General features: G+C 62.9%; 21 protein-coding genes, 1 tRNA gene and 1 pseudogene. 10 read left to right on the forward strand and 13 right to left on the reverse strand.

Translation table 11 applies throughout. From position 1 onward, the window contains the following. Positions 1-15: 15 nt before the first annotated feature. Positions 16-1,179, forward strand: a complete 1,164-nt coding sequence (locus M1E10_RS18355; protein WP_499174234.1) for a Rossmann-fold NAD(P)-binding domain-containing protein — start codon at positions 16-18, stop codon at positions 1,177-1,179. Here the strand turns inward: M1E10_RS18355 and M1E10_RS18360 are convergent, their stop codons facing one another. Beyond that, positions 1,180-2,370: a cystathionine beta-lyase gene (locus tag M1E10_RS18360; protein ID WP_499174235.1), complete on the reverse strand. Its 1,191-nt coding sequence runs from the start codon at positions 2,368-2,370 to the stop codon at positions 1,180-1,182. A 355-nt stretch (positions 2,371-2,725) separates the two neighbouring features. Between M1E10_RS18360 and M1E10_RS18365 the strand changes: the two genes are divergently transcribed. The 4 genes from M1E10_RS18365 (at position 2,726) to M1E10_RS18380 (ending at position 7,006) form a co-directional block, all read left to right on the forward strand. Next, positions 2,726-3,748 carry an amino acid ABC transporter substrate-binding protein gene (locus M1E10_RS18365; RefSeq protein ID WP_499174236.1) on the forward strand — a complete coding sequence of 341 codons (1,023 nt, stop codon included), beginning with the start codon at positions 2,726-2,728 and terminating at the stop codon, positions 3,746-3,748. Between the two features lie 114 nt (positions 3,749-3,862). After that, a complete protein-coding gene (locus M1E10_RS18370) occupies positions 3,863-5,056 on the forward strand; it encodes an amino acid ABC transporter permease (RefSeq protein WP_499174237.1) in 1,194 nt (397 codons plus the stop codon). A gap of 4 nt (positions 5,057-5,060) precedes the next feature. Beyond that, complete coding sequence (locus tag M1E10_RS18375) at positions 5,061-6,218, forward strand: amino acid ABC transporter permease (protein WP_499174238.1); 1,158 nt, start codon at positions 5,061-5,063, stop codon at positions 6,216-6,218. Positions 6,219-6,232: 14 nt separating this feature from the next. Further along, the gene (locus tag M1E10_RS18380; RefSeq protein ID WP_499174239.1) at positions 6,233-7,006 is read left to right on the forward strand and encodes an amino acid ABC transporter ATP-binding protein; all 774 of its coding nucleotides are present in this window, start codon (positions 6,233-6,235) and stop codon (positions 7,004-7,006) included. Between the two features lie 162 nt (positions 7,007-7,168). Here M1E10_RS18380 and M1E10_RS18385 read toward each other — a convergent pair. From M1E10_RS18385 to M1E10_RS18415, 7 genes are all read right to left on the reverse strand, one after another. After that, positions 7,169-7,244, reverse strand: a tRNA-Lys gene (locus M1E10_RS18385). 136 nt (positions 7,245-7,380) lie between these two features. Further along, on the reverse strand, positions 7,381-8,295 hold the full coding sequence (locus M1E10_RS18390) for a PhzF family phenazine biosynthesis protein (protein ID WP_499174240.1): 915 nt from the start codon (positions 8,293-8,295) through the stop codon (positions 7,381-7,383). 98 nt (positions 8,296-8,393) lie between these two features. After that, positions 8,394-9,503, reverse strand: coding sequence for an endonuclease/exonuclease/phosphatase family protein (locus M1E10_RS18395; RefSeq protein ID WP_499174241.1), 1,110 nt, complete (start codon positions 9,501-9,503; stop codon positions 8,394-8,396). A gap of 46 nt (positions 9,504-9,549) precedes the next feature. After that, positions 9,550-10,578: an ABC transporter ATP-binding protein gene (locus M1E10_RS18400; protein WP_499174242.1), complete on the reverse strand. Its 1,029-nt coding sequence runs from the start codon at positions 10,576-10,578 to the stop codon at positions 9,550-9,552. Then, on the reverse strand, positions 10,566-12,260 hold the full coding sequence (locus tag M1E10_RS18405; RefSeq protein WP_499174243.1) for an ABC transporter permease: 1,695 nt from the start codon (positions 12,258-12,260) through the stop codon (positions 10,566-10,568). The genes M1E10_RS18400 and M1E10_RS18405 overlap by 13 nt, the downstream gene beginning before the upstream one ends. A 14-nt stretch (positions 12,261-12,274) precedes the next feature. Beyond that, positions 12,275-13,258, reverse strand: coding sequence for an ABC transporter substrate-binding protein (locus M1E10_RS18410; RefSeq protein ID WP_499174244.1), 984 nt, complete (start codon positions 13,256-13,258; stop codon positions 12,275-12,277). Between the two features lie 126 nt (positions 13,259-13,384). Next, positions 13,385-14,611, reverse strand: a complete 1,227-nt coding sequence (locus M1E10_RS18415) for an aminotransferase-like domain-containing protein (protein ID WP_499174245.1) — start codon at positions 14,609-14,611, stop codon at positions 13,385-13,387. A 136-nt stretch (positions 14,612-14,747) separates the two neighbouring features. On the opposite strand from M1E10_RS18415, the gene M1E10_RS18420 reads away from it, so the two are divergent. After that, complete coding sequence (locus tag M1E10_RS18420) at positions 14,748-15,242, forward strand: hypothetical protein (RefSeq protein ID WP_499174246.1); 495 nt, start codon at positions 14,748-14,750, stop codon at positions 15,240-15,242. A 124-nt stretch (positions 15,243-15,366) separates the two neighbouring features. Here M1E10_RS18420 and ilvC read toward each other — a convergent pair whose 3' ends face one another. Both ilvC and M1E10_RS18430 read right to left on the reverse strand, forming a co-directional pair. Beyond that, a complete protein-coding gene (gene ilvC, locus M1E10_RS18425) occupies positions 15,367-16,386 on the reverse strand; it encodes an NADP-dependent ketol-acid reductoisomerase (RefSeq protein ID WP_499174247.1) in 1,020 nt (339 codons plus the stop codon). Positions 16,387-16,425: 39 nt separating this feature from the next. Beyond that, positions 16,426-17,064, reverse strand: a complete 639-nt coding sequence (locus tag M1E10_RS18430) for a TetR family transcriptional regulator C-terminal domain-containing protein (RefSeq protein WP_499177225.1) — start codon at positions 17,062-17,064, stop codon at positions 16,426-16,428. Between the two features lie 287 nt (positions 17,065-17,351). Here M1E10_RS18430 and M1E10_RS18435 point away from each other — a divergent pair, with 287 nt between their 5' ends. Continuing rightward, positions 17,352-18,398 carry an NAD(P)-dependent alcohol dehydrogenase gene (locus M1E10_RS18435; protein WP_499174248.1) on the forward strand — a complete coding sequence of 349 codons (1,047 nt, stop codon included), beginning with the start codon at positions 17,352-17,354 and terminating at the stop codon, positions 18,396-18,398. A 56-nt stretch (positions 18,399-18,454) separates the two neighbouring features. Here the strand turns inward: M1E10_RS18435 and M1E10_RS18440 are convergent, their stop codons facing one another. Further along, positions 18,455-18,865: a winged helix-turn-helix transcriptional regulator gene (locus M1E10_RS18440; protein WP_499174249.1), complete on the reverse strand. Its 411-nt coding sequence runs from the start codon at positions 18,863-18,865 to the stop codon at positions 18,455-18,457. A gap of 130 nt (positions 18,866-18,995) precedes the next feature. On the opposite strand from M1E10_RS18440, the gene M1E10_RS18445 reads away from it, so the two are divergent. Then, entirely contained in the window at positions 18,996-19,877 is an 882-nt protein-coding gene (locus M1E10_RS18445; RefSeq protein WP_499174250.1) for an SDR family oxidoreductase, read from the forward strand. A 36-nt stretch (positions 19,878-19,913) separates the two neighbouring features. Here M1E10_RS18445 and M1E10_RS18450 read toward each other — a convergent pair whose 3' ends face one another. Next, on the reverse strand, positions 19,914-20,378 hold the full coding sequence (locus tag M1E10_RS18450; protein WP_499174251.1) for an Lrp/AsnC family transcriptional regulator: 465 nt from the start codon (positions 20,376-20,378) through the stop codon (positions 19,914-19,916). A gap of 151 nt (positions 20,379-20,529) precedes the next feature. Between M1E10_RS18450 and M1E10_RS18455 the strand changes: the two genes are divergently transcribed. Together M1E10_RS18455 and M1E10_RS18460 are read left to right on the forward strand one after the other, a co-directional pair. Further along, positions 20,530-21,246, forward strand: a complete 717-nt coding sequence (locus M1E10_RS18455) for an aspartate/glutamate racemase family protein (protein WP_499174252.1) — start codon at positions 20,530-20,532, stop codon at positions 21,244-21,246. A 55-nt stretch (positions 21,247-21,301) separates the two neighbouring features. Then, a pseudogene (locus tag M1E10_RS18460) lies at positions 21,302-22,252 on the forward strand (bifunctional helix-turn-helix transcriptional regulator/GNAT family N-acetyltransferase). Between the two features lie 8 nt (positions 22,253-22,260). Here the strand turns inward: M1E10_RS18460 and M1E10_RS18465 are convergent. Further along, entirely contained in the window at positions 22,261-23,013 is a 753-nt protein-coding gene (locus M1E10_RS18465; RefSeq protein ID WP_499174253.1) for a pyridoxine 5'-phosphate synthase, read from the reverse strand. Positions 23,014-23,098: the final 85 nt, after the last annotated feature.

Genomic DNA, 23,098 nt, shown 5'->3' on the forward strand with positions numbered 1-23,098 from the left:
CGATCGGCATTGAAGATGCCGACGGACAGGATCGCCATTGTCGGCGCCGGAATGGCCGGGCTGACCGCCGCCCTCGCCTTCGCACGCAAGGGCTTGGCCTGCGATATCTACGAACAGGCCCCGGCCCTGACGGAGGTCGGCGCTGGCCTGCAGATATCGCCCAATGCGTCGCGCATTCTCGACGCGCTCGGCGTGCTGGAGAAGATCGAGACGGTCTGGACCGAACCGGAGCGCATCAACCTCCTCTCCGGCATCAGTCTGCGGGCGATCAGCCATGTCCCGGCCGGCAGTTTCGCGCGCAAGCGCTGGGGCGCACCTTATGGCGTCCTGCACCGCTCGACGCTGCAGAACGCGCTCTTGGAAGCCGTGCAGGCGCAGCCGCTTTGCAACATGAAGCTCGCCTCACGCCTGTCGCCGGACGACATGCCCGACCTCATCGGCAACGGCAAACCCTACAAATTTGTCGTCGGCGCAGATGGAGTCTGGTCACAGATGCGCCACCGCGTTCCCGGCGGACCGGTACCTGAGTTCTCCGGAAATGTCGCCTGGCGGTTCACCATTCCCGCAGCGGACGCGCCTGCCTGGCTGAAACCCGATGCGGTCTCCGCCTTCCTCGGCCCCTCCGCCCACCTCGTCTCCTATCCCCTGAAGGACGTGGGCGGCTTCAATGTGGTTGCCATCGCGTCGGGCATGACTCCTGGCGAGACCTGGGAGGCGACATCGACGCAGGCACGGCGGAAGATGCTGCTCGACCAGTTCCGGAACTGGAACCGCCAGATCGTAGCGCTTCTCGAATCGGCCCCTGCCCCGACCTTCTGGCCGCTTTACCAGATGATCCCGGGGCGCTGGCAGAACGGCCGCGACACCGTGCTGATCGGCGACGCCGCCCACGCCATGATGCCGTTTGCGGCACAGGGTGCTGCCATGGCGATCGAGGACGCCTTTGCGCTCGCGGCACACGTTGCCGGCGCCGCCTCGATTGCCCAGGCGCTTGGCGCCTTCGAAGCGGAGCGTGTGCCGCGCATCGCCCGGGCCCGTGCCCGCGGCAAGCTCAACCGCTTCGCCTATCACGCCCGCGGCCCGGTCCGGCTGGGACGCGATCTCGTCCTGTCGCTGAGACCGCCGCAGTCGCTGGCGGCGGATCTCGATTGGCTCTACGGCTACCGCAGCCGCGACTGATCAGACGGCAGCCGCAGCAGCAAAGCCGGTTTCCAGGTCCTTCTTCAGGTCGGCGACATCCTCCAGGCCGATCTGCAGGCGGATCACCGGCCCATCCTTCGGTGCGGTGCGGATGGTGCGGTCAGACAGGTTCACCGGCACGGCAAGGCTCTCGTAGCCACCCCAGGAATAGCCGAGACCGAACAGCGACAGCGCGTCCAGCAGCGCATGCGCCTTGGCCTTGAACCGGCCCGCCTCGTCTACCTTGAGGACGAAGGAGAAGACGCCGCTGGCGCCCTTGAAGTCCCGCTTCCAGATCGCGTGGCCGGGAAAGCTCGGCAGCGCCGGATGCAGCACACGGGAAACGTCGTCGCGTCCCTCCAGCCACTGGGCAATATCGAGCGCGCTGCGCTGGTGATGGTCGAGCCGCACACCCATGGATCGTAGCCCGCGCAGGATCTGGTAGGAATCATCCGGGGAGCCGCAGATCCCCATGCTGAGCGCCGTCTCTTTCAATTGCGGCCAGTGAGCCGCATTGGCTGATACCGATCCCATGACGATATCGGAATGGCCCGAAGGATACTTCGTCGTCGCATGGATCGAGACATCGACGCCGAAATCGAGCGGCCGGAAGAACAGCGGTGTTGCCCAGGTGTTGTCCATGGTGACGACACAGCCGTGTCGATGGGCGACCTCCGCGATGGCCGGAATGTCCTGCATCTCCATGGTGTTGGAGCCGGGCGCCTCCGTATGCACGAGCCTGGTGTTGGCCTTGATCATCACCTCGATCCCGGCGCCGATCTCGGGGTCGTAGTATTCGATCTCCACCCCAAGCCGCTTGAGCACCGTGTCGCAGAACTGCCGGCAAGGCGCATAGACCGAATCGACGATCAGCGCGTGGTCTCCGGCCGAGAGATAGGCAAGGAATGGCACCGAGATCGCCGCAAGGCCGGACGGCACAAGGACTGTCCCGGCCGAGCCTTCGAGCGCGTCCAATGCCTCGCACAGCGCGTCGGTCGTCGGCGTTCCGCGGGTACCATAGAGATACTTCTGTTCCCGCTTCTCCATTGCCTCGCAATCGGGGAACAGAACGGTTGACGCATGCACGACGGGGGGATTGACGAAACCGTGATAGCTGAAGGGATCATGACCGATATGGGCAAGACGGGTGTTGACGCCGGCCTCATCGGGCAAGGGTGCCTTGTTTTTCATCTTCGGAGAGCTTTCTTTGCAATGCGAGAAAGCGATGTTGCCGCCTCGTGCGGATCCGGTCAACCCTTTGGAACCAGAGAGCTATCTGCACAGCAGGTTCGGGTTTCGCGCGCAGTTGCAAGCATTTTCGGCATCGTCCGCCTAAAAATTGGATCAATGGCCGGCAAGCGGGCAAATTAAGCAACTTTGACGTTTTTCGGACACAATCTGCGGCGTGCCGACTTGACCATTCCACCTTTTCCGACTGTGATGGCCCTCTCCGCACCGGGAGGTCAGCGGAGGTTGCGCTCGTGTTCACGAATGTGAACGGCAGGGCGACGAAGTCACAAGAACACAAAAGATAAAGGTTGGGAAAATGAAAAAGACGCTTCTGTCAGCTACGATTGGCGCAGCAGTCCTCGGCTTGGGCTCGGCTGCCTCGGCTGCCACGCTTGATGACGTCAAAGCGAAGGATTTTGTTCAGTGCGTGGTGAACACCGGTCTTGCAGGCTTTGCCGCACCGGACGCATCGGGCAGCTGGACGGGTTTCGACGTCGACTACTGCCGTGCCGTCGCTGCCGCCATCTTTAACGATCCGTCGAAGGTGAAGTTCACTCCGACCACCGCGCAGACCCGTTTCACGGCGCTGCAGTCGGGTGAAGGCGATGTCCTGTTCCGCAACACCACCTGGACGATCAGCCGCGACACGGCTCTTGGCTTCAACTTCCGCACCGTCAACTACTACGACGGCCAGGGCTTCATGGTTACGAACGCGCTTAACGTGAACTCCGCGCTGGAGCTCTCGGGCGCAGCCGTTTGCGTACAGTCAGGCACCACAACGGAACTGAACCTTGCTGACTACTTCAAGGCCAACAACCTGGACTACCAGCCTGTCGTTTTCGAAAAGCTCGAAGAGGTGAATGCAGCCTATCAGGCCGGCCGTTGCGACGTCTACACGACCGACCAGTCGGGCCTTTACTCGCTGCGCCTGTCGCTCTCCAACCCTGACGACCACAAGATCCTGCCGGAGATCATCTCCAAGGAGCCGCTTGGCCCGGCCACCCGCCAAGGCGACGACCAGTGGTTCGACATCGTCAGCTGGACGCACTACGCAATGGTCCAGGCTGAGGAATTCGGCATCACCCAGGCCAACGTCGACGAGATGAAGAACTCCGAGAACCCGGACATTCGCCGCTTCCTCGGTGTTGAAGCTGACACCAAGATCGGCACCGACCTCGGCCTCACCAACGAGTGGGCCTACAACATCATCAAGAACGTCGGCAATTACGGCGAGGTCTTTGAACGCAACATCGGCAAGAGCACTCCGCTCAAGATCGAGCGTGGCCTCAACGCCCTGTGGACGAAGGGTGGCCTTCAGTACGCACCGCCGATCCGCTAGGATCGCAACGACTTCAGATGAGGCGGTTCGCCGCCTCATCTTTATCGATAAGAATTAAAAGCAAAAAAACAAAAGAAGAGACCTTAAAAAAGGTCACAAGGGGATAGGGCCGGCATGACCGATCACGCTGTAATTGCGCCGCCCTCCGGAAGATCTTTGGCATCCTACGTATACGATCCGAAGTTCCGGGGGTTGTTCTTCCAGGCGCTGACACTCGCAGTTATAATCATCTTTGGCTGGATGATTTTCGACAACACGACAGAAAACCTCAGCCGGTCGAACACGGCTTCAGGTTACGGCTTTCTCAATGGCCGTGCCGGTTTCGACATCGGTCAGTCGCTGATTCCCTACAGCAGCGATTCAACCTATGGCCGCGCCATCATGGTGGGCTTCCTCAATACGCTGCTGGTGGCCATCGTCGGCATCTTCACCGCCACGGTCATCGGGTTCATCATCGGCCTCGGCCGCCTGTCGCGCAACTGGCTGATCGCCAAGCTCTGCACCGTTTATGTGGAGGTGTTCCGCAACGTCCCGGTGCTGCTGGTGATCTTCTTTTGGTACAAGGGCGTTCTCGGCGCACTGCCGCAGGTGCGGGACTCGCTTGTCCTGCCCTTCGGCATGTTCCTCAACAATCGCGGCCTCGCGTTTCCAAAGCCGATCTGGGCCGAAGGTGCCTGGCTCATCCCGGCAGCATTGCTGATCGCCATCATTGCCTCCTTGGCCGTGGCCCGCTGGGCAGGCGCACGGCAGGCAGCCACGGGACAGCAGTTCCGGACGGCTCAGGTGGTGACTGCGCTTATCGTCGGCTTGCCGGTGCTGGCCTACTTCCTCGGCGGCATGCCGCTGACCTTCGACTTTCCGCAAGCCGGCCGCTTCAATCTGAGCGGCGGTGCCACCGTGGCACCGGAATTCGTGGCCCTCTACCTCGCTTTGTCCTTCTACACCGCCTCCTTCATCGCCGAGACGATCCGCGCCGGCATCTCCGGCGTCGCGAAGGGTCAGACCGAAGCGGCCTCGGCGCTTGGCCTGCAGCCTTCCATGACGACGCGCCTCGTCGTCATTCCACAGGCGATGCGCATCATCATCCCGCCGCTTACAAGCCAGTATCTCAACCTGACGAAGAACTCGTCGCTCGGCGTTGCAGTCGGTTTTCCGGAGCTCGTCTCCACGGGCGGCACGACCATGAACCAGACTGGCCAAGCCATCGAGGTCGTGTCGATCTGGCTGGTGGTCTATCTCAGCATCAGCATTGCCACCTCGATGTTCATGAACTGGTTCAACGCCCGTATGGCGCTGGTGGAGAGGTAAGGTCATGAACACCTATCAGACTGGCTTTGTCAGAACCGAACTCCTCCCGGCGCAGCCTGCGCCGGAGCAGGCCGGAAATGCGACTCGCTGGATCCGAGCCAACCTCCTGGCGACGCCGAAGGACATCATCCTGACGCTGTTGGCGACGGCTCTCCTCCTCTATACCGTTCCCGGCATGCTGAACTGGCTGTTTTTCGACGCAGTCTGGACCGGTGCCGACCGCCAGGCCTGTCTCACCATTGCGCAGGGAGGCGCCAAGCCCGACGACTGGAACGGCGCCTGCTGGGCCTTCGTCGGCGACCGCTTCCAGCAGTTCATGTTCGGACGCTATCCACTGGACGAAAGATGGCGCCCGATCCTCGTGGCACTGATGTTCATCGGCCTCCTGACGCCGATCATGATTCCGAAGCTGCCGTTCAAGGGCTGGAACGCCCTGGCGCTCTTCGTGATATTTCCGGTCGTCGCCTTCTTCCTGCTGCATGGCGGCAGCTTTGGCCTGGAAGAGGTCGAGACGCCGCTCTGGGGCGGCCTGATGGTAACGCTGATCCTCTCCTTCGTCGGGATCGCCGTTTCGCTACCGGTCGGCATCCTGCTGGCGCTCGGGCGCCAGTCCAACCTGCCGGTGATCCGCATCTCCTGCATCACCTTCATCGAGGTGGTTCGCGGCGTGCCGCTGATCACCGTGCTCTTCATGGCCAACGTGATGCTGCCGCTCTTCCTGCCGACCGGCTGGACGATCGACAACTTCCTGCGCGCGCTCGTCGGCGTGGCGTTGTTTGCTTCCGCCTATATGGCCGAAGTTGTGCGCGGCGGCCTGCAGGCGATCCCGAAGGGCCAGTACGAGGGCGCCGATTCGCTCGGCCTCGGCTACTGGCAGAAGACCCGGCTGATCATCATGCCGCAGGCGCTGAAGCTGGTCATTCCCGGCATCGTCAACACCTTCATCGGCCTTTTCAAGGATACGTCGCTCGTGTCGATCATCGGCATGTTCGACCTCCTTGGCATCGTCCGGCTGAACTTCACCGATACAACCTGGATCACCCCCGTGACACCGATCACCGGGCTGATCTTCGCGGGTTTTCTGTTCTGGCTCTTCTGTTTCGGCATGTCGCGCTACTCCGCCTTCATGGAGCGCCATCTCGAAACCGGCCACAAACGATAATTTAGGGGAAAACAATGGCTGACGCCCAACCCAAGATCCGACCCGGCTCCGCAACCGACGTGGCCGTCGAAATCATCGGCATGAACAAATGGTACGGGGACTTCCACGTCCTGCGCGACATCAACCTCAAGGTGATGAACGGCGAGCGCATCGTCATCGCCGGACCGTCTGGATCCGGCAAGTCGACGATGATCCGCTGCATCAACCGCCTGGAGGAACACCAGTCCGGCACCATCACCGTCGATGGCATCGAACTGACAAACGACCTCAAGAAGATCGACGAGGTGCGCCGCGAAGTCGGCATGGTGTTCCAGCACTTCAACCTCTTCCCGCACCTGACGATCCTCGAGAACTGCACGCTGGCGCCGATCTGGGTCCGCAAGATGCCGAAGAAGGAAGCGGAAGAGATCGCGATGCACTACCTGAAGCGGGTGAAGATCCCCGAGCAGGCGTTGAAGTACCCGGGCCAGCTCTCCGGCGGCCAGCAGCAGCGTGTGGCGATCGCCCGCTCGCTCTGCATGAGCCCCAAGATCATGCTCTTCGACGAGCCCACCTCGGCGCTCGATCCGGAGATGATCAAGGAGGTGCTCGACACCATGGTGAGCCTCGCTGAAGAAGGCATGACCATGCTCTGCGTCACCCACGAGATGGGCTTTGCGCGTCAGGTCGCCAATCGGGTCATCTTCATGGACCAGGGCCAGATCGTCGAACAGAACGAACCGGCCGAGTTCTTCGACAACCCGCAGCACGAGCGCACCAAGCTCTTCCTCAGCCAGATCCTGCACTAGCTGCCTGCCTGCCAGTTGACGTGCAAAAGATCGGCCGGAACCGTCAGACGCGGTTCCGGCCGATCTTGCTCTAAAGCCTGCAGCAAACGCAGAAACGCGGTCGCGAGCCCACGTTGAAAACGTCGGCTGCGATGCGGCAAGATCATGAAAATCTGGAAAGAATGGTGGGTGATGTAGGGCTCGAACCTACGACCCGCTGATTAAGAGTCAGCTGCTCTACCACCTGAGCTAATCACCCGAGAACCGTTCGTTGCGGCCAGCGCCCCGTCGGTGTGAGCGCGTATAAAGCGGATCGAAGGGCTTGTCCAGCGCTTGCGTGAAAATAATCGACCGCAGTGTAATTCATCGGTGCCAAGCGCGATTTACAAGCCAAATCAGAGCTCAAGCGTGCCCCGGGCAAGCCTTACGGCCTGACCGCCGATGCGAGCCTTGGCGATTGCGCCCTCTTTGACGTCGATATGCAGGTGGATATAGGAGGGCCGCCGGATTTCGACGCCCTGCTCCACGAGGAGCGGGTGGTGGCCGTCCGGAAGGGCATCGAAATGGTGGATGGCACCCGCGAGCGCCGCCACGGCGGAGCCGGTGGCCGGATCTTCCGCAATGCCCATGTCGGGCGAAAACATCCGCGTATGAAACCGTGCCTGATGATGCACGCCACCGCGGCAGTAGACATAGGCCGACGCCAGCCCTCCCTCGACGAAGGGCGCGACCGTCTCCCACAGGGACGCATTGAACTCCAGCATCTGGACGCTGGCCAGGTTGTGGACCGGGATCAACACGAAGGGCACGCCGGCGCTCCAGACCGAAGCACGATGGTTTTCGAACCCGATGGAAGCGGCGTTGAGGCTCAGAGCGTCCGCCAGCCCCTGCCGGTCGAGCGGCAGGTCGATGGCAACCGGCGTCTTCGGCAGGTCGAACTCGGCAAACCCGACACTGGTGGCGCGCAGCCGCACGGCACAGCGCACCGGTCCGACGTTCTCCTCAAGCATACAGACCATGTCGAGGTCGCCGTCGCCTCCCGTCTGCATCTCCGCCAGGGCAACCGCAGTCCCCACCGTCGGATGACCCGCGAAGGGAAGTTCCCGGCTGGGCGTGAAGATTCGCAGTTTGGCCGTATGTGCCGGATTGGTCGCCGTCTGCACGAACACGGTTTCCGACAGGTTCATCTCGGCCGCCACGGCTTGCATGACGTCGTCGTCCAGCCCGTCGCCGTCAAAGATTACCGCCAGCGGATTGCCGGCCAGCACCGTGTCGGTAAACACGTCGTAGATCCCGTACCGTCGCGCCATTGGTCCCTCCAACACAGTCCATCCCGGTCAACCTGCACGAGGCGGACCTCCCACGCAACCGCTCCATCGGTTTATGCTAAATGAGCGGGGCGATCGCCTCAGAGGCTGATTTCCACCACCACCGGACAGTGATCGGAGGCCTTCGGCCGGTCCCAGCCGATCCGCGGGTAGTGCTCCACCTCCTGGCCCGGCGGAAAGGGTGTCCGGTATGGCTGCCCGTTACGGACGATTTCCGGAATCATTTTCGCATTGCGAGCGGCCAGCGCCGGCGACAGCCAGATGTAGTCGAGCTGGCAGAGATGCTGCTCCTGCGGCCCGCGGGAATGGTAGAGCGTCCAGCGGTCGAGCTCGTCGCGCCGGCGTACAACGTTCTCGGCAAAGCCGTCGGCGCTGAAGACGTCGAGTGCGCTCTCGTGTTCGCGCTGGCAGATGAAGTCATGGCCGGTGCGGCGGGTACCGGAGACCACCACCTTCTCCTGGTAGTCGTTCATGTCGCCGCAGATCGCGAAGTTCTTCCTGGCGGCGTGTTCGGGCCCGAAGCGCTGTTCGATGATCCGCCGAACCGCCCGCGCCTCTGCCATCCGCACCGGCATCGTGCCGAGCCGACCGTCGCCACTCTCGCGCGCATTGCCCATCGACTTGAAGTGGACGACATAGAGCGTCAGCGGCCGCCCGCCGATGCGGATGTCGAGTTCCAGGCAGTCGCGCTTGAACACCTTGTCGTGCGGCTTCACCATGGCCGCTGCCAGCGTCTCGTCGAAAAGATCGAGGTCCTGATAGGTCAGCATGGCGTGGCTGCGGATGTCGACGAGCTCGATCGTCTCGCCGTGACGGGTTTTCTCACGCATCAGCACCGCAACGTCGATGCCGCGCGTGTCGTTGCCCTCGATCAGATATTTCTGCAGATACCCGTTGCCGACCATGCGGAACAGGTAGCCGTATTCGAAGGCATGCAGGGCTGGCATGTTGTCGACCTCCTGCAGGCAGAGGATGTCGGCGTCCGCATCCGCGATCGCCAGCGCCGAAAGCTGCCGCGTATCGTCGGTTGCGGCGATGACCCGCGCCTGCTCCATCTGCTGGTAGGCGTCCTTGTCGGCCACGTCGTAGAGGCGCAGCACCCGGTCCTGCCGCAACTGGTTGCGAAAGCCGGAAAAGTCGAAGCGGGTGACGAGGTTCTCGATGTTGAAGGTGGCAAGGCGGACGGACATGAGCGCTCCCGGTTGAGGCGACAGTTATGCCCGCTGGCGGTCCGACCTACAATCGCCATCCACTGGCCAGCACCACGTTGATCGTGTCCCCGGCTCTCACCGGCTGCCGTGAGAAGGCGCGAAGCGACTGGCCGTCCTTCAGCTCCAGGCGCAGCGCGTAGCGCTCGCCCTCGAAGAACGAGGAGGTAACGCGGGCGGCAAGCCCGGACGCGTCGAGGACGACGTCCTGCGGTCGCACCAGCACGCTGGACGGTTGCGCACCCTCCGCCGGTGCCCGGAGCGCCTCGCTCAACCGGGCCCAGTCCATCAGCCTGGGAGAGCCTGCCGCAAGTGGCACCGACAGGATCGATCCCTGCCCCACCAGTCCGCCGACGACGAGGCCCTCGGGCCTGGCGTAGATCTCCTCGGGCGAGGCCATCTGCAGCAACCGACCTTCCGACATGACCGCCACGTCGGTGGCAAGCGCCATGGCCTCGCTCTGGTCGTGGGTCACATAGATCATCGTCGCCCCGGAGCGGGCGTGGAACTCGCGAAACGTCTCTTCCATCTCCTGTCGCAGGTGGCGGTCGAGATTGGCGAGCGGCTCGTCGAGCAGCACCACGTCCGGCTCCGTCACCAGGCAGCGCGCCAGCGCCACGCGCTGCCGCTGGCCTCCGGAAAGCTCGGCGGGGCGCCGGTCGGCATAGGCGTCCAGCCGAACGGCCGACAGCGCCTCGCGCACCTTCTGCCGCGCGCGCTCCTTGTCGACCTTGCGCACCTTCAGCGGATAGCCGACGTTCTCGGCGACTGTCATGTGCGGCCAGAGCGCGTAGGACTGGAACACCATCGCCATGTTGCGCCGTTCCGGCGGCACCATGGTCGCGGCATCGGCCAGCAACCGCTCGCCGAGCAGGATCGACCCGTCGCTCGGCTGCTCGAAGCCGGCGATCATCCGCAGCACCGTCGTCTTGCCGCAGCCGGAAGGCCCGAGCAGCGCCAGGAACCGCCCGTCGCGCACCGTCAGCGACAGATCGCGCACGGCAGGCGCTCCGGGACCGAAGCGTTTCTCCAGGGCATGGAGGATCAGCGGCGCCATGGCAGGGCTCCTGCAGGCAGCCGGCGTGCCATCAGTTCGAGGATCATCATCAGTACCACCACCATCACCACGACGAGCACGGAAAGTGCCGCGGCGAGGTCGAAGCTGCCGCTGTCGTCGAGATTGTAGATCGCCACCCCGAGCGTCTGCGTCCCCGCCGACCACAGCAGCGCCGAGACGGTCAGTTCGTTGCAGGCAATCAGGAAGACCAGAATCAGCGAGGAGCCGGCCGCCGGCGCAATCAGCGGTACCAGCACGTCGCGCATGCGCCGGTAGAACCCGGCGCCGGACAGCCGCGCCGCCTCCTCAAGCGACGGATCGAGCTGCCGGTAGGCGCTGACCACCGGCTTCAGGCTGACCGCGAGAAAGCTCGACAGATAGGCAATCAGAATGATCCAGATCGTCCCGTAGATCGAGAAGCCGAGGATGGGAAGCGGTGCGGCCAGCAACAGGATGAAGGCAACCGCAAGCACGATCCCCGGCAGTGCATAGGGAATTTCAGCCATGGCCGAGATGGTCGCCGCCGTCCGGCTCTTCGTCTGCACGATGTAGTAGCCCAAGAGAACCGAGATCACCAGCAGGCCGAAGGCGCTGGCGAGCGCCAGCGTGACCGAGTTGGAGAAGGCCGAGCGCGTCACCGACTGCCGGAACAGGACCTCTTCGTAGGCATGCAGGGTTGCCGTCTCCATGTTGAGCGGCACGCCATAGGCCGGTGCCAGCGAACTTGCCAGAAGCGCCAGGAACGGCAGGACGAGGATGACGAAGGTCACCAGCCAGAGCAGGATCTCGGCGGGCAGCCGCACTTGGCCAAGTCTGAAGACGGCCGCCTGCCCGGACAGGCCGATGGTCCGGAAGTCGCGCCCGCGCAGCACCCTCGCCTCCACCGAGAGCCCGGCGACGGCCAGCAGCGTGATCAGCGCCGAGATGATTGAAATATCGGCGAAGGTCGTTGGGCCGAAGCTGGCAAACTTCGAATAGATCAGCGTCGGCAGCGTGTAGATTGAGGCCGGTATGCCGAGGATGGCGGGAATGCCGAAGTTGCCGACGCCGGACACGAAGGCGATCGCGGCACCCGCAACCAGTCCCGGCAGGGCGAGCGGCAGGACGATGTCGATCAGCACCCGCAGCGACGAGGCACCAGCAAGCCGCGCCGCCTCCACGCCCTCCTTCGGCAGCGCCAGCAACCCGGCGCGCATGGCGAGATAGACGAGCGGTGCATGCTGCACCCCGAACAGGAGCGCGATGCCGCCAACGGAATAAAGCGGCTGCGGGCTGCCGAGCGGCGGCGCCATGCCAATGGCCTTCAGAAGCGTGCTGGATGGGCCCGTCAAACCGATCCAGGACAGTGCCGTCACCTGCGGCGGGATCATCATCGGCAGCATGAACAGGAAGCCGAGGGCGCTCCTGCCCCGCACGTCAAACAGCGTCAGCAGCACGGCGAAACTGCCGCCGAGAATGACGGCGGCAAACATCCCCAGGACGGAGGTCGTCAGCGTATTGAGCGTCGCGTTCCAGAGTGCCGGATCCGCGAGCAGCTGTCCTGCATCCCCGCGCAGGGCGGAGACAACGCCCGTCCATGCCAGCCGCGCCAATGGCAGCACGCTTAAGATGAGAATGACGATGAGAACAAAAGGAAACAGCCAGCGCGGCTGGCTGTTTCCCGACCTTGCGGAAGATCGCATCTGCGGCTGACGGATCAGCCGGCGGTGCCGAAGATGTCGGAGAAGGTCTTCAGGTCTTCTTCCGAGGTCTTCAGTGCGTCGGCGGCATTGATCGGCAGGACCTTGATCTGGTCACGCGCGGGGAAGCCTTCCGGTACGCCCAGACCATTGCGGGCCGGGATGTAGCCGAGACCCAGCTGGATCTTCTGGCCATCCTCGGACAGGATGTAGTCGATGAACTTCTTGGCGGCATCCGCATGCGGCGAAGACGACAGGATGGCGACCGGTTCGGTCACGGCGGAAACGCCCTCTTCCGGGAAGACGAACTCGACCGGAGCGCCCTTGGCCTTCTCGCGGATCGGCATGTAGTCGACGACCATGCCGTAGGCCTTCTCGCCGGAGGCGACCGACTTCAGGACGGCGCCGTTGCCGCCGGAGGCGACCGCACCGTTTTCCTTCAGCGACCGGTAGTAGTCCCAGCCGAGGCTGTCGACGCCGGTCAGCGTCTGGGCGTGGATGAGTGCTGCACCCGAGGTCAGCGGGCTCGGCATGGCGACGAGGCCCTTGGCTTCCGCCGAGGCAAGATCCTTCCAGCTGGTCGGCTTCATGGCCGCCTGGGTGTTGTACATGATGCCGGTGGTGATCAGCTTGGTGGAGTAGTAGTGGCCGTCCGCGTCGTAGAGGGCGGCGTCAAAGTTCTGGGCTTCCGGCGACTTGTAGGCCATCAGCTGGCCGGCCTGCTTCATGCGCTCGAGCGTGACGGTGTCGGCGATCAGCAGAACGTCGGCAACCGGGTTGCCGGCCTCGATCTCGGCCATCAGCTTGGCCATGATCTTCGGCGTTCCGTCGCGGACCCACTCGACGTCGAGACCGGGATTGGCGGCCTTGAAGCCGTCGACTGTGGCCTGGGCATCTTCATTGGGCTGGCTGGTGTAGATCACCAGGTCGGCAGCGGAGACGGCGCCGGCAAGCAGTGCCGTGGCGGCGAGAGTGGAAAAGGCGGAGACAATCTTGTTCATGGGATGGTCCTTCCTGCTGGGATTGCCATCGCTAGACCACAGCCATCTGACAGGCTTATGACAGTCTGCTTTCGAGCCACAATGAAATGAAGGCGGCAGAGTTGCCGCCCTCTGGGCAGGTCCTGCCTATGCAGCTTCCGCGACAGCCTGGCCGATCAGCCGGCCGAGCCTCTGGATGCCTTCCTCGATCATCGCCTCGTTGGCGCAGGAGAAGGACAGCCGCAGGGTGTTGTTGTTGGAGCCGTCGGCATAGAAGGCACGTCCCGGCACGAAGGCGACCTTCTCCGTCTGGATCGAACGGGCCAGCAGCTCGGCGCCGTCCATGCCCTCCGGCAGCCGCACCCAGACGAACATCCCGCCCTCCGGTTTCGTCCAACTGGCGCCTGCAGGCATGTACTTGGCAAGGGCTGCCAGCATCGCATCGCGGCGCGCGCTGTAGGCCGTCTTGATCTTCGCCACCTGCTCGGGAAAGATCGTCTGCGCAACAGTCGCGACCGCCATCTGGTTGATCGTCGAGGAATGCAGGTCCGCCGCCTGCTTCATCAGCACCAGCTTGCGGATGACCGGCATGGCCGCCACCACGAAGCCGACGCGCAGCCCCGGCGCCAGTGTCTTGGAGAAGCTGCCGCCGTAGATCGTGCGGGTGTTCTCGATGCCACCATTGCGGGCGATGTCGAGCGCCAGCACCGGCGGAACGGGCTCGCCGTCGTAGCGCAGGTTCTGGTAGGCGCCGTCTTCGATGATGGCGATGTCCAGCTCATCGGCCAGGGCGAGCAGCTTTTCGCGCGCCGCGCGATCGACCGTCTCTCCGGTCGGATTGGCGAAATCGGGCGAGAGATAGGCGAACTTCACCGCGCCACCGGCCTTGGCGGCCGCCTCGCGATAGCCTTCCGGCGTCCGGTTGCCGCTGAGCGACAGCTGGTCATAGGTCGGCTCATAGGCATTGAAGGCCTGCAGCGCACCGAGATAGGTCGGCCAGGTCACCAGAGCCGTGTCATTGGGCGAAATGAAGAGCTTGCCGAGATAGTCGAGCGCCTGCTGCGACCCCGAGGTAATGAATACGTTGTCGACGCCACATTCGATGCCGATCTTTGCCATCTCGCCCACCAGCCATTCGCGCAGCGGCTTGTAGCCCTCGCTAACAGAATACTGCAGCGCGGCATTCACCTGCGGCCCGGAAAAGATCGACGCATAGGCCTCCTGGAACGCCTCGTGCGGAAAGAGTGCCGGATCGGGAATGCCGCCGGCGAACGAGATGATGTCCGGCTGCTCGAGCAGCTTCAGCAGTTCACGGATTTCGGACGCACGCATTCTGGTGGAACGGGTGGCGAAGATATGTTCCCAATCGAGCACCGGATGTTTCCTCATCTTTCAATTTTGTTGGCCGAAGCATTACAGAAACTTCGACAGGTCAGCAATACTGACCTATCGATTTTTTGCTGGGTTTGAGGGTCTGCTTCTTCTAGTCTGCCGTTGCATGCCGTTGCCGATGGTCAATGAAGATGAGAAGATGACAACAGGCAAATTGAAACTCCATCCATCACTGTGCTCACATGCATACAACGAGGCGGTGGAGCGCATCGCGCGGCTTGCCTGTTACGCGACATCTCGTAGTTTGAAAGCAGTTGGCTTCGGCGAATACTTTTCAATAGCGGAAGAGCTTTCGCAAAAGGATCTTATAATCCTATCAATCTCCACGCGACGGCTCGCGGAGATGACAAAAAGCACCGGCGTCCTAAAAGGCAAGCAAATCACATCTGTCTACAAGGACGAAGATGGCAATGACAAACGCGGTCTAGAGAATTGCTGGGATATCATTGGCAATATCCTACACGGCGTAGAAATCGTTATATACAAGGACGTGGGGAGATATCTGGAGAGGGATCTGCTGAAGATTATGAGCAATACGGAAGAGATTGATGCCGCTGTTTCAATAAAATCCGACAAGTTCCCCGCAAAACGTTTCAGCTCACAGATTTCTTGAAGAACCTTAACGACTATCTTGATGAAGCAAATGACATTCTCTCCGACCACGGGATATATGTCGGCTCTTATTATAGTTAAGCCGGAGCATTTGCTCCGGCCATCTCGCCTCCTACAACGTGCCCTTAGTTGACCGACTTGTCGACCAGCTTGTTCTTGCCAATCCAGGGCATCATGCCGCGCAGCTTGGCGCCGACTTCCTCGATCTGGTGGGCGTCGTTCATGCGGCGGATGCCCTTGAAGCGGGCGCCGCCGGCGCGGTATTCCTGCATCCAGTCGGAGGTGAACTTGCCGGTCTGGATGTCGGTGAGCACGCGCTTCATCTCGGCCTTGGTTTCGGCCGTGATGATGCGGGGACCGGAGACATATTCACCCCATTCCGCCGTGTTGGAGATCGAGTAGTTCATGTTGGCGATGCCGCCCTCATAGATCAGGTCGACGATCAGCTTCACTTCGTGCAGGCACTCGAAATAGGCCATTTCCGGCGCATAACCGGCCTCGACCAGCGTTTCGAAGCCGGCGCGGATCAGTTCCACCAGACCGCCGCAGAGGACGACCTGCTCGCCGAACAGGTCGGTTTCGCATTCTTCGCGGAAATTGGTCTCGATGATGCCGGAACGGCCGCCGCCGACGCCGCAGGCGTAGGAGAGCGCGAGCTCGAGCGCATTGCCGGAGGCGTTCTGATGAACGGCAACCAGGCACGGCACGCCGCCACCCTTCTGGTATTCGCCGCGAACCGTATGGCCCGGGCCCTTCGGCGCGATCATGACGATGTCGACGGAGGCCTTCGGCTCGATCAGGCCGAAGTGGATGTTGAGGCCGTGGGCGAAGGCAATTGCCACGCCGTCGCGGATGTTGGGAGCAATGTCGGCCTTGTAGATGTCGGCCTGCAGTTCGTCCGGCGTCGCCATCATCATCAGGTCGGCCCAGCCGGCCGCCTCGGCAACGGTCATCACCTTGAAGCCGTCGGCTTCGGCCTTCTTGGCCGTCGGCGAGCCGGACTTCAGGGCAATCGCCACGTTCTGCGCTCCGCTGTCCTTCAGGTTCAGCGCATGCGCGCGCCCCTGGGAACCGTAGCCGATGATGGCGACCTTCTTGGACTTGATCAGGTTGAGATCGGCATCGCGATCATAATATACGCGCATCGTTTGGTCCTTCCCTATGCGTTTTGCTGTTGCTGGTGTTTATCGTCCCGAGGAGAGGCCCAGCGCCTCCCCCGATTCCTGTCGCGCGCCGTAGAGCGCAAGAAAAGCGGACACCGCCCTCTCCGCCTGGCGCGCCGTGTCTTTCAGCCCCGGCTCCCCAAGCAGCATGCGGACATGCAGGTCGGAGACGGCAAGGCCGTAGAGTGTGTGATAGGCGGCATCCGCATCGTCGAAGCGCAAGAGGCCTGCGCGCTTGGCCGTGTCCATCAGCGCGACGGCGCGCCGATCGATCTGCCGGCGGCCGTGCTCCACCAGAAGCTTGCCGAGCTTCGACCCGTCGCGGCTCGACTGCCCGATCGCCAGACGGTTGAGCGCCAGCGAGATGTCGCCCGAGAGAACCTCGATCAGGTCGCGCGCAAAGGTCTCCAGATGCTCGCGCAGGTTTTCCGCCGTCAGGCGCTCCTTGCTCCGTTCGAGCGTGCGCACCTTGCTGGCCTGATGCGCGATCATCGCCGCCAGCAGCCCGTCGCGGTCGCCGAACCACTTGTAGAGGCTTTCCTTCGAGCAGTTGGCCGCCCGCGCCAGTCCCGACGTCGTCAACGCCCGGTCGCCGCCTTCCACCAGCAGGCGAAGCGCCTGCTCCAGAACCTCGTTCTGGCGCGGTGTGAACTCCGGCATCTGGCCCGCATCAGCGATCAAGGCAACCACTCCAAATAGGTACCGTACGGTACGGTTCGTGACGCTGTTATGCTGAAAGCGGCGAGCGCCGTCAAGTGGGTTTTTGGCTGATCTCATCGAGCCGCACCATTTCGGTCCCGCGATATCGCCCATCCTGCCACGTCGCCCAGCAATTGCGGAGGATCGTGCAAGAACCACGCTGCATCGAACTACCACCCGGCAACCCTTCGGGTGCATATCCGTTGTCACAAGATCCTTCCTGACAACCAAACAACGGAGCTGCCCCCATGGCACTTGCACGAGGCTATGCCGCCACCGACGCGTCGAAACCCTTGGCACCCTTCACCTTCGAACGGCGCGAACCGAACGCCGACGACGTCGCGATCTCCATCCAGTACTGCGGCGTCTGCCATTCCGACATCCACACCGTCCGCAACGAATGGAAGAACGCCGTCTATCCGATCGTCCCAGGTCACGAGATCGTCGGCGTCGTCACCGCCGTCGGTTCGGACGTCACCAAGTTCAAGGTCGGCGACAAGGTCGGTGTCGGCTGCTTCGTCGATAGCTGCGTTGGCTGCGCCAGCCGCGACCTCGACAACGAGCAGTACATGCCGGGCCTCGTGCAGACCTACAACAGCGTCGACCGCGACGGAAAGACCGCCACCCAGGGCGGCTATTCCGACCATATCGTCGTCAAGGAAGGCTACGTCCTGTCGATCCCGGACAATCTCCCGCTCGACGCCACCGCGCCGCTGCTCTGCGCCGGCATCACGCTCTATTCGCCGCTTCGCCACTGGAACGCCGGCCCGGGCAAGAAGGTCGCCATCGTCGGCATGGGCGGCCTCGGCCATATGGGCGTCAAGATCGCCCATGCCATGGGTGCCGACGTCACCGTGCTCAGCCAGTCCCTCTCCAAGAAGGACGATGGCCTGAAGCTCGGCGCCGATCACTACTATGCGACGAGCGACGCTGAAACCTTCACCAAGCTCGCCGAAAGCTTCGACCTGATCATTTGCACCGTCGGCGTTGCCATCGACTGGAACGCCTATCTCGGCCTCCTGAAGGTCGATGGCTCCATGGTCGTCGTCGGCGCGCCGGAGGACTCGGTGCCCGTCCACGCCTTCTCGCTGATCCCCGGCCGCCGCAGTCTCTCCGGCTCGATGATCGGCTCGATCAAGGAAACCCAGGAAATGCTGGATTTCTGCGGCAAGCACGACATCGTCTCCGAAATCGAGACGATCGGCATCCAGGAGATCAACGAAGCCTACGAGCGCGTTCTGAAGAGCGACGTCCGCTACCGCTTCGTCATCGACATGGCCTCGCTGGCCGCCTGACACGGCACTCCGGCAAATCCATCACAAGGGCGGCAGCATCTGCCGCCCTTTTTCGTTCAGGCAAGGCCCGTGTCGTCGAAGGAGCGCCTTGCCGCGCGAACCGCATCATGGTTCTCCGCCGCCCATTCCAGCACCTTTGACAGTGGCTTAAATAGCGAACGCCCCAGCGGCGTCATCCGGTATTCCACGCTCGGCGGCTTGGTCGGAAAAACCTCCCGCTCGATATAGCCGTCCCGCTGCAGGTCGCGGAGCGTCTGCGTGAGCATGCGCTGCGAGATATCGGGCACGAGACGCCTGAGCTCGCCGAACCGATGCGGCTTGTTCGCCAAGGCCTCCAGAAGCAGCGTCGACCATTTCCCGGAGATCCGGTTCATGACGTCGCGCACGGGGCAGTTGCCGGCATCCCAGGCGCTGCGGTCGCAGTCGGCGGTCGCAGCCTTTGCAGCGGAGCGGACGGCTTGGTCCATGGTCGGTAGTTCCCTTGAGGTAACGATCTCCCCAAAACCTGCCTCCTTTACAGGTGCCGGTCAATTCCCTTTATAGTGCTGGTATACTTTTGAGACCACCTGAAGCAGTTCACCCAACCTGGAGACCCGCATGACCCGACTGTTTGTCACCGGCGCCAATGGCCACCTAGGCCACGCCACGCTCCACCACCTGCTGGAGACACAGAAGATCGCGCCGTCCGACATCGTCGCCGGAAGCCGGGATCCGTCAAAACTGGCAGAATTCTCCGACCTCGGCGTCGAGACCTGCAAGGCCGATTTTGACGACAGAGACGGTCTCGTGCAGGCCTTCACCGGCATCGATCGCCTCCTCATCGTCTCGACCGACGAACTGGCGACACCGGGCAAGCGTCTCGAACAGCACCGCAATGCGGTCGCGGCTGCGGCTGCAGCCGGCATCGGCCACGTCGTCTATACCTCCATGCCAAACCCGGACCGCTCGCTGGTCACTTTCGCTCCGGATCATCTGGGCACCGAGCAGGCGATCAAGGCCAGCGGCCTCCCCTACACGATTTTGCGCAACGCCTGGTATTCAGACAACTATCTGATGGCCATGCCGCACAACCTGCAGGCCGGCACCTGGTACACGGCCATGGGCGACGGACGGCTATCCAACATCTCCCGCGAAGACTGCGCCCGCGCCGCCGCTGCAGCGCTTGCAAATCCGCCTGCAGGCAATGCCACGCTCACCCTCACCGGCCCTGAAAGCCTCCCGGCCTCCGAGATCGCGGCGATCGTCTCTGCGGTTGCCGACAAGCCACTGACGGTCGTTCCCGCTTCGGAGGAGCAATTGGCAGAGGGGATGAAGGCCGCCGGCCTGCCAGACTTCGTGGTAGCCATGCTGGTCTCTGCCGATGCCAACATCCGCGCCGGCAATTTTGACCTCGTGACGGACGACTACGAGACCCTGACGGGTAGAAAGCCACAGTCGCTTCGGGCATTTTTCGAAGAGCATCGCGCGGCGCTCGCCTGATCTCTTCGGCGGGCGCCGTTCGTGGCGCCCGCATCCTCACACGGCGTAATCCACCGGCATCGTCTGGCCGCTCTTCAGCACCTCCATGGAGATGAAGGCCGAGACGTCGAAGAGTTCGATGCGCTTGACGAGGCGGCGATAGACGACGTCGTAGTGCTCGACCCGCGGCAGCACCACCTTCAGAATATAGTCGTAGCTGCCGGTCAGCCGGTGCGCCTCGGTAATCTCGCCGATGTCGCTGATCGCCCGCCGGAAGTTCTCGATCCAGTCGTCGGAATGATGCGCCGTCTTGATCAGCGCAAAGACCGTCGTCGGCACGCCGATGCGCTCGCGGTCGAGAACGGCGATGCGACGCTGGATGTAGCCCGCTTCCTCCAGCCGCTGAATGCGCCGCGAACAGGCAGAGGCCGAGAGCGACACCTGCTCGGCCACCTCCGCCACCGGAATGGCGCTATCCTTCTGCAGCAGTTCGAGGATTCGGCGATCACGCTCGTCCAGCATCGTTGGTCTCCTGGTGTCTGCACATAACGTGCATCATTCCTGCAATGTGCGCAATCCGGATGCAGGGAGATCACTAATCGCCACCGACATCGCACACATCCACCGCCCTAGGCGCCTTATCATCCTTCCGATCACCAGAGGGAGACGACAGATGAAGACGATTGGCCTGATCGGCGGCATGAGCTTCGAAAGCACGGCGGTCTACTACCGCATGATCAACGAGATGGTGCGCAGTCGCCTGGGCGGCCTCGCCTCCGCAGACATCCTCCTGCATTCGGTCAACTTCGCCGAGATCGTCGCCCTCCAGAAGGCCGGTCGCTGGGATCTGGCCGCGGCAGCCCTGACCCAAAGCGCCCGCCGCCTGCAGGACGCCGGTGCCGACTGCGTGCTGATCTGCACCAACACCATGCATCTGGTGGCGCCCGAGGTGGCTAGCGGGATCGACGTGCCGCTGATCCACATCATCGACGAAACTGCCAAGGCGCTGGCCGCGAAGGGCCTGAAGCGCCCGCTCCTGCTCGCCACCCGCTATACCATGGAGCACGGCTTCTATGCCGAGCGCATGCGCGGGGCCGGCATCGGGGTGATGGTCCCGGAAGCCGAGGATCGCGGCGTCATGCACGACATCATCTTCGACGAACTCTGCGCCGGCGTCGTCAAGCCCGGCTCCCGCGAGCGCGCCATCGCCATGATCGAAACGGCCAAGCGCCAGGGCGCTGACAGCATCATCCTCGGCTGCACTGAGATCTGCCTCCTGCTCGACCCGCAAGACCTGCCGCTGCCGGGCATCGATTCCACCGCTGTCCACGCCTGCGCGGCGGTCGAGTTCGCTCTGGCAGAAGCCGCCGGGGATCGCGCCGCCGCCTGATACTTGACTCAGTCAACATATTATTGGATGGAGTCTCTAAACGGAGGCTCCATCCATGCTTGACGACACGACGGCGGACACCATCCGCGCCTTCAACCGTTTCTACACCAACAAGCTCGGCCTGCTCGAAAAGGGTTATCTTGAGACACCCTACACGCTGACGGAGGGGCGCATCCTCTACGAGATGGGTCCCCGCCAGTCGGTTTCGGCCAGCGAACTCAACCGCGATCTCGGGCTTGATCCCGCCTATCTCAGCCGGATTCTGAAGAAATTCCGCGAGGCCGGCTTCATCGACAGCGAGCCAGATCCGACCGACAGGCGCAGCCAGATCCTGCGTGTCACCGAGGAGGGACGCGAGCTCTACGAGACATTGGCGCAGCGCTCCCGTCGGCAGATCGCGGGCGACCTGGAGACGGTGAGCGAGGCCGACCGGATCAGGCTGATTGAGGCCATGCGCACGATCCGGGCGATCCTCGACCCGGAGTCCTCTGCCGCCACTCCCGCGCCCATGATCCTGCGCCCCTACCGCATCGGCGACATGGGCTGGCTCATCGAGAGCCAGGCGACCGCCTATGCCCGCGAATACGGTTTGAACGAGAAGTTCGAGGGCCTGATCGCTGAAGTCGCCGGCAGGTTCATCGCCGATTTCAATCCGCAAAGATAACGAAGCTGGATCGCCGAACAGAGTGGCAAGCGGGTGGGCTCGGTGCTGGTTGCCGATGGCGGCGGGGAGACGGCAAAGCTTCGCCTGCTCTATCTCGATCCGCAGGTGCGCGGCCTCGGCCTCGGCCGCACACTGGTGGAGGAATGCATCCGCTTTGCGATTTCGGCCGGCTATGCCCGGCTCGCGCTCTGGACGAACGACATGCTGACGGCCGCCATCCGCATCTACCAAACAGCGGGCTTCAAGCTGGTCTCCGAGGAAAGACACTCCATGTTCGGGCCGGAATGCGTCGGCCAGACATGGGAGCTAGACCTCGCCGAGGCGAAGCTTTCGACTCCCTAGACCGGCACCTAGACCGTCTGGCCGCAGGCGCGACGGAAGCGGCGCACGGTTTCCGCCATGCCGAACTCCAGCGCGTCCGCCGTCAGCCCGTGGCCGATCGAGACTTCCGCGAGGTCCGGGATGCGCTTTACCAGAAGCGGCAGGTTGGCGACGGTCAGATCATGTCCGGCATTGACGCCCAGCCCTTCGGCGCGCGCCGCGTCGGCGGTCTGTCCGAGCTTTTCGGCGATTTCCGCCGCCCGTTCCGGAGCGTCGTAGCAGCCGCCATAAGGTCCGGTATAAAGTTCCAGGCGATCGGCGCCCGTCGCCTTTGCAAGCTTGACCGCCTCCACATCGCCGTCACCATCGGCAAACAGCGAGACGCGCATGCCGCCCGCCTTCAGCCGCGCCACGATCGGCTTCAGCATCTCGCCATGCGCCTTGAAATCGAACCCGTGGTCGGAAGTCGCCTGGCTCGGATCGTCCGGCACCAGCGTCACCTGCTCCGGCTGCGTGCGTTCGCAAAGGGCGAGAAAATCCTCGCTCGGATAGCCCTCGATGTTGAATTCGGCCTGCGGAAACTCGTCGTCGATCAGCGCCCGGATGACCGGCAGGTCGGAGAAGCGGATGTGTCGCTGGTCCGGCCGCGGATGCACCGTCAGCCCGCTGGCGCCCGCCTGGAGCGCGATTCGTCCCAGATTCTCGAGGCTCGGCCACGGCAGGTCGCGGCGGTTGCGCAGCATGGCGATGGCATTGATGTTGACGGAAAGCTTGGTCGGCATGGCGACATCCATTTCAGAAAATGCCGTTCCTGCTTAGGCCATGCCGGCGACGATGACCAATGGCTTTCGCAGATCCGGCCATTGA

It is taken from the genome of Rhizobium sp. PK7-22 (assembly GCF_056530405.1).

Coding starts and splice junctions, on each gene's coding strand:
- M1E10_RS18430 (WP_499177225.1), bottom strand. CDS start 17,064: ATGCCGGAGTTCACACCGCGCCAGAACGAGGTTCTGGAGCAGGCGCTT.
- M1E10_RS18440 (WP_499174249.1), bottom strand. CDS start 18,865: ATGGACCAAGCCGTCCGCTCCGCTGCAAAGGCTGCGACCGCCGACTGC.
- ilvC (WP_499174247.1), bottom strand. CDS start 16,386: ATGCGCGTATATTATGATCGCGATGCCGATCTCAACCTGATCAAGTCC.
- M1E10_RS18445 (WP_499174250.1), top strand. CDS start 18,996: ATGACCCGACTGTTTGTCACCGGCGCCAATGGCCACCTAGGCCACGCC.
- M1E10_RS18390 (WP_499174240.1), bottom strand. CDS start 8,295: ATGGCGCGACGGTACGGGATCTACGACGTGTTTACCGACACGGTGCTG.
- M1E10_RS18400 (WP_499174242.1), bottom strand. CDS start 10,578: ATGGCGCCGCTGATCCTCCATGCCCTGGAGAAACGCTTCGGTCCCGGA.
- M1E10_RS18360 (WP_499174235.1), bottom strand. CDS start 2,370: ATGAAAAACAAGGCACCCTTGCCCGATGAGGCCGGCGTCAACACCCGT.
- M1E10_RS18355 (WP_499174234.1), top strand. CDS start 16: ATGCCGACGGACAGGATCGCCATTGTCGGCGCCGGAATGGCCGGGCTG.
- M1E10_RS18365 (WP_499174236.1), top strand. CDS start 2,726: ATGAAAAAGACGCTTCTGTCAGCTACGATTGGCGCAGCAGTCCTCGGC.
- M1E10_RS18405 (WP_499174243.1), bottom strand. CDS start 12,260: ATGCGATCTTCCGCAAGGTCGGGAAACAGCCAGCCGCGCTGGCTGTTT.
- M1E10_RS18465 (WP_499174253.1), bottom strand. CDS start 23,013: ATGCCGACCAAGCTTTCCGTCAACATCAATGCCATCGCCATGCTGCGC.
- M1E10_RS18420 (WP_499174246.1), top strand. CDS start 14,748: ATGGTCAATGAAGATGAGAAGATGACAACAGGCAAATTGAAACTCCAT.
- M1E10_RS18455 (WP_499174252.1), top strand. CDS start 20,530: ATGAAGACGATTGGCCTGATCGGCGGCATGAGCTTCGAAAGCACGGCG.
- M1E10_RS18435 (WP_499174248.1), top strand. CDS start 17,352: ATGGCACTTGCACGAGGCTATGCCGCCACCGACGCGTCGAAACCCTTG.
- M1E10_RS18380 (WP_499174239.1), top strand. CDS start 6,233: ATGGCTGACGCCCAACCCAAGATCCGACCCGGCTCCGCAACCGACGTG.
- M1E10_RS18450 (WP_499174251.1), bottom strand. CDS start 20,378: ATGCTGGACGAGCGTGATCGCCGAATCCTCGAACTGCTGCAGAAGGAT.
- M1E10_RS18395 (WP_499174241.1), bottom strand. CDS start 9,503: ATGTCCGTCCGCCTTGCCACCTTCAACATCGAGAACCTCGTCACCCGC.
- M1E10_RS18410 (WP_499174244.1), bottom strand. CDS start 13,258: ATGAACAAGATTGTCTCCGCCTTTTCCACTCTCGCCGCCACGGCACTG.
- M1E10_RS18370 (WP_499174237.1), top strand. CDS start 3,863: ATGACCGATCACGCTGTAATTGCGCCGCCCTCCGGAAGATCTTTGGCA.
- M1E10_RS18375 (WP_499174238.1), top strand. CDS start 5,061: ATGAACACCTATCAGACTGGCTTTGTCAGAACCGAACTCCTCCCGGCG.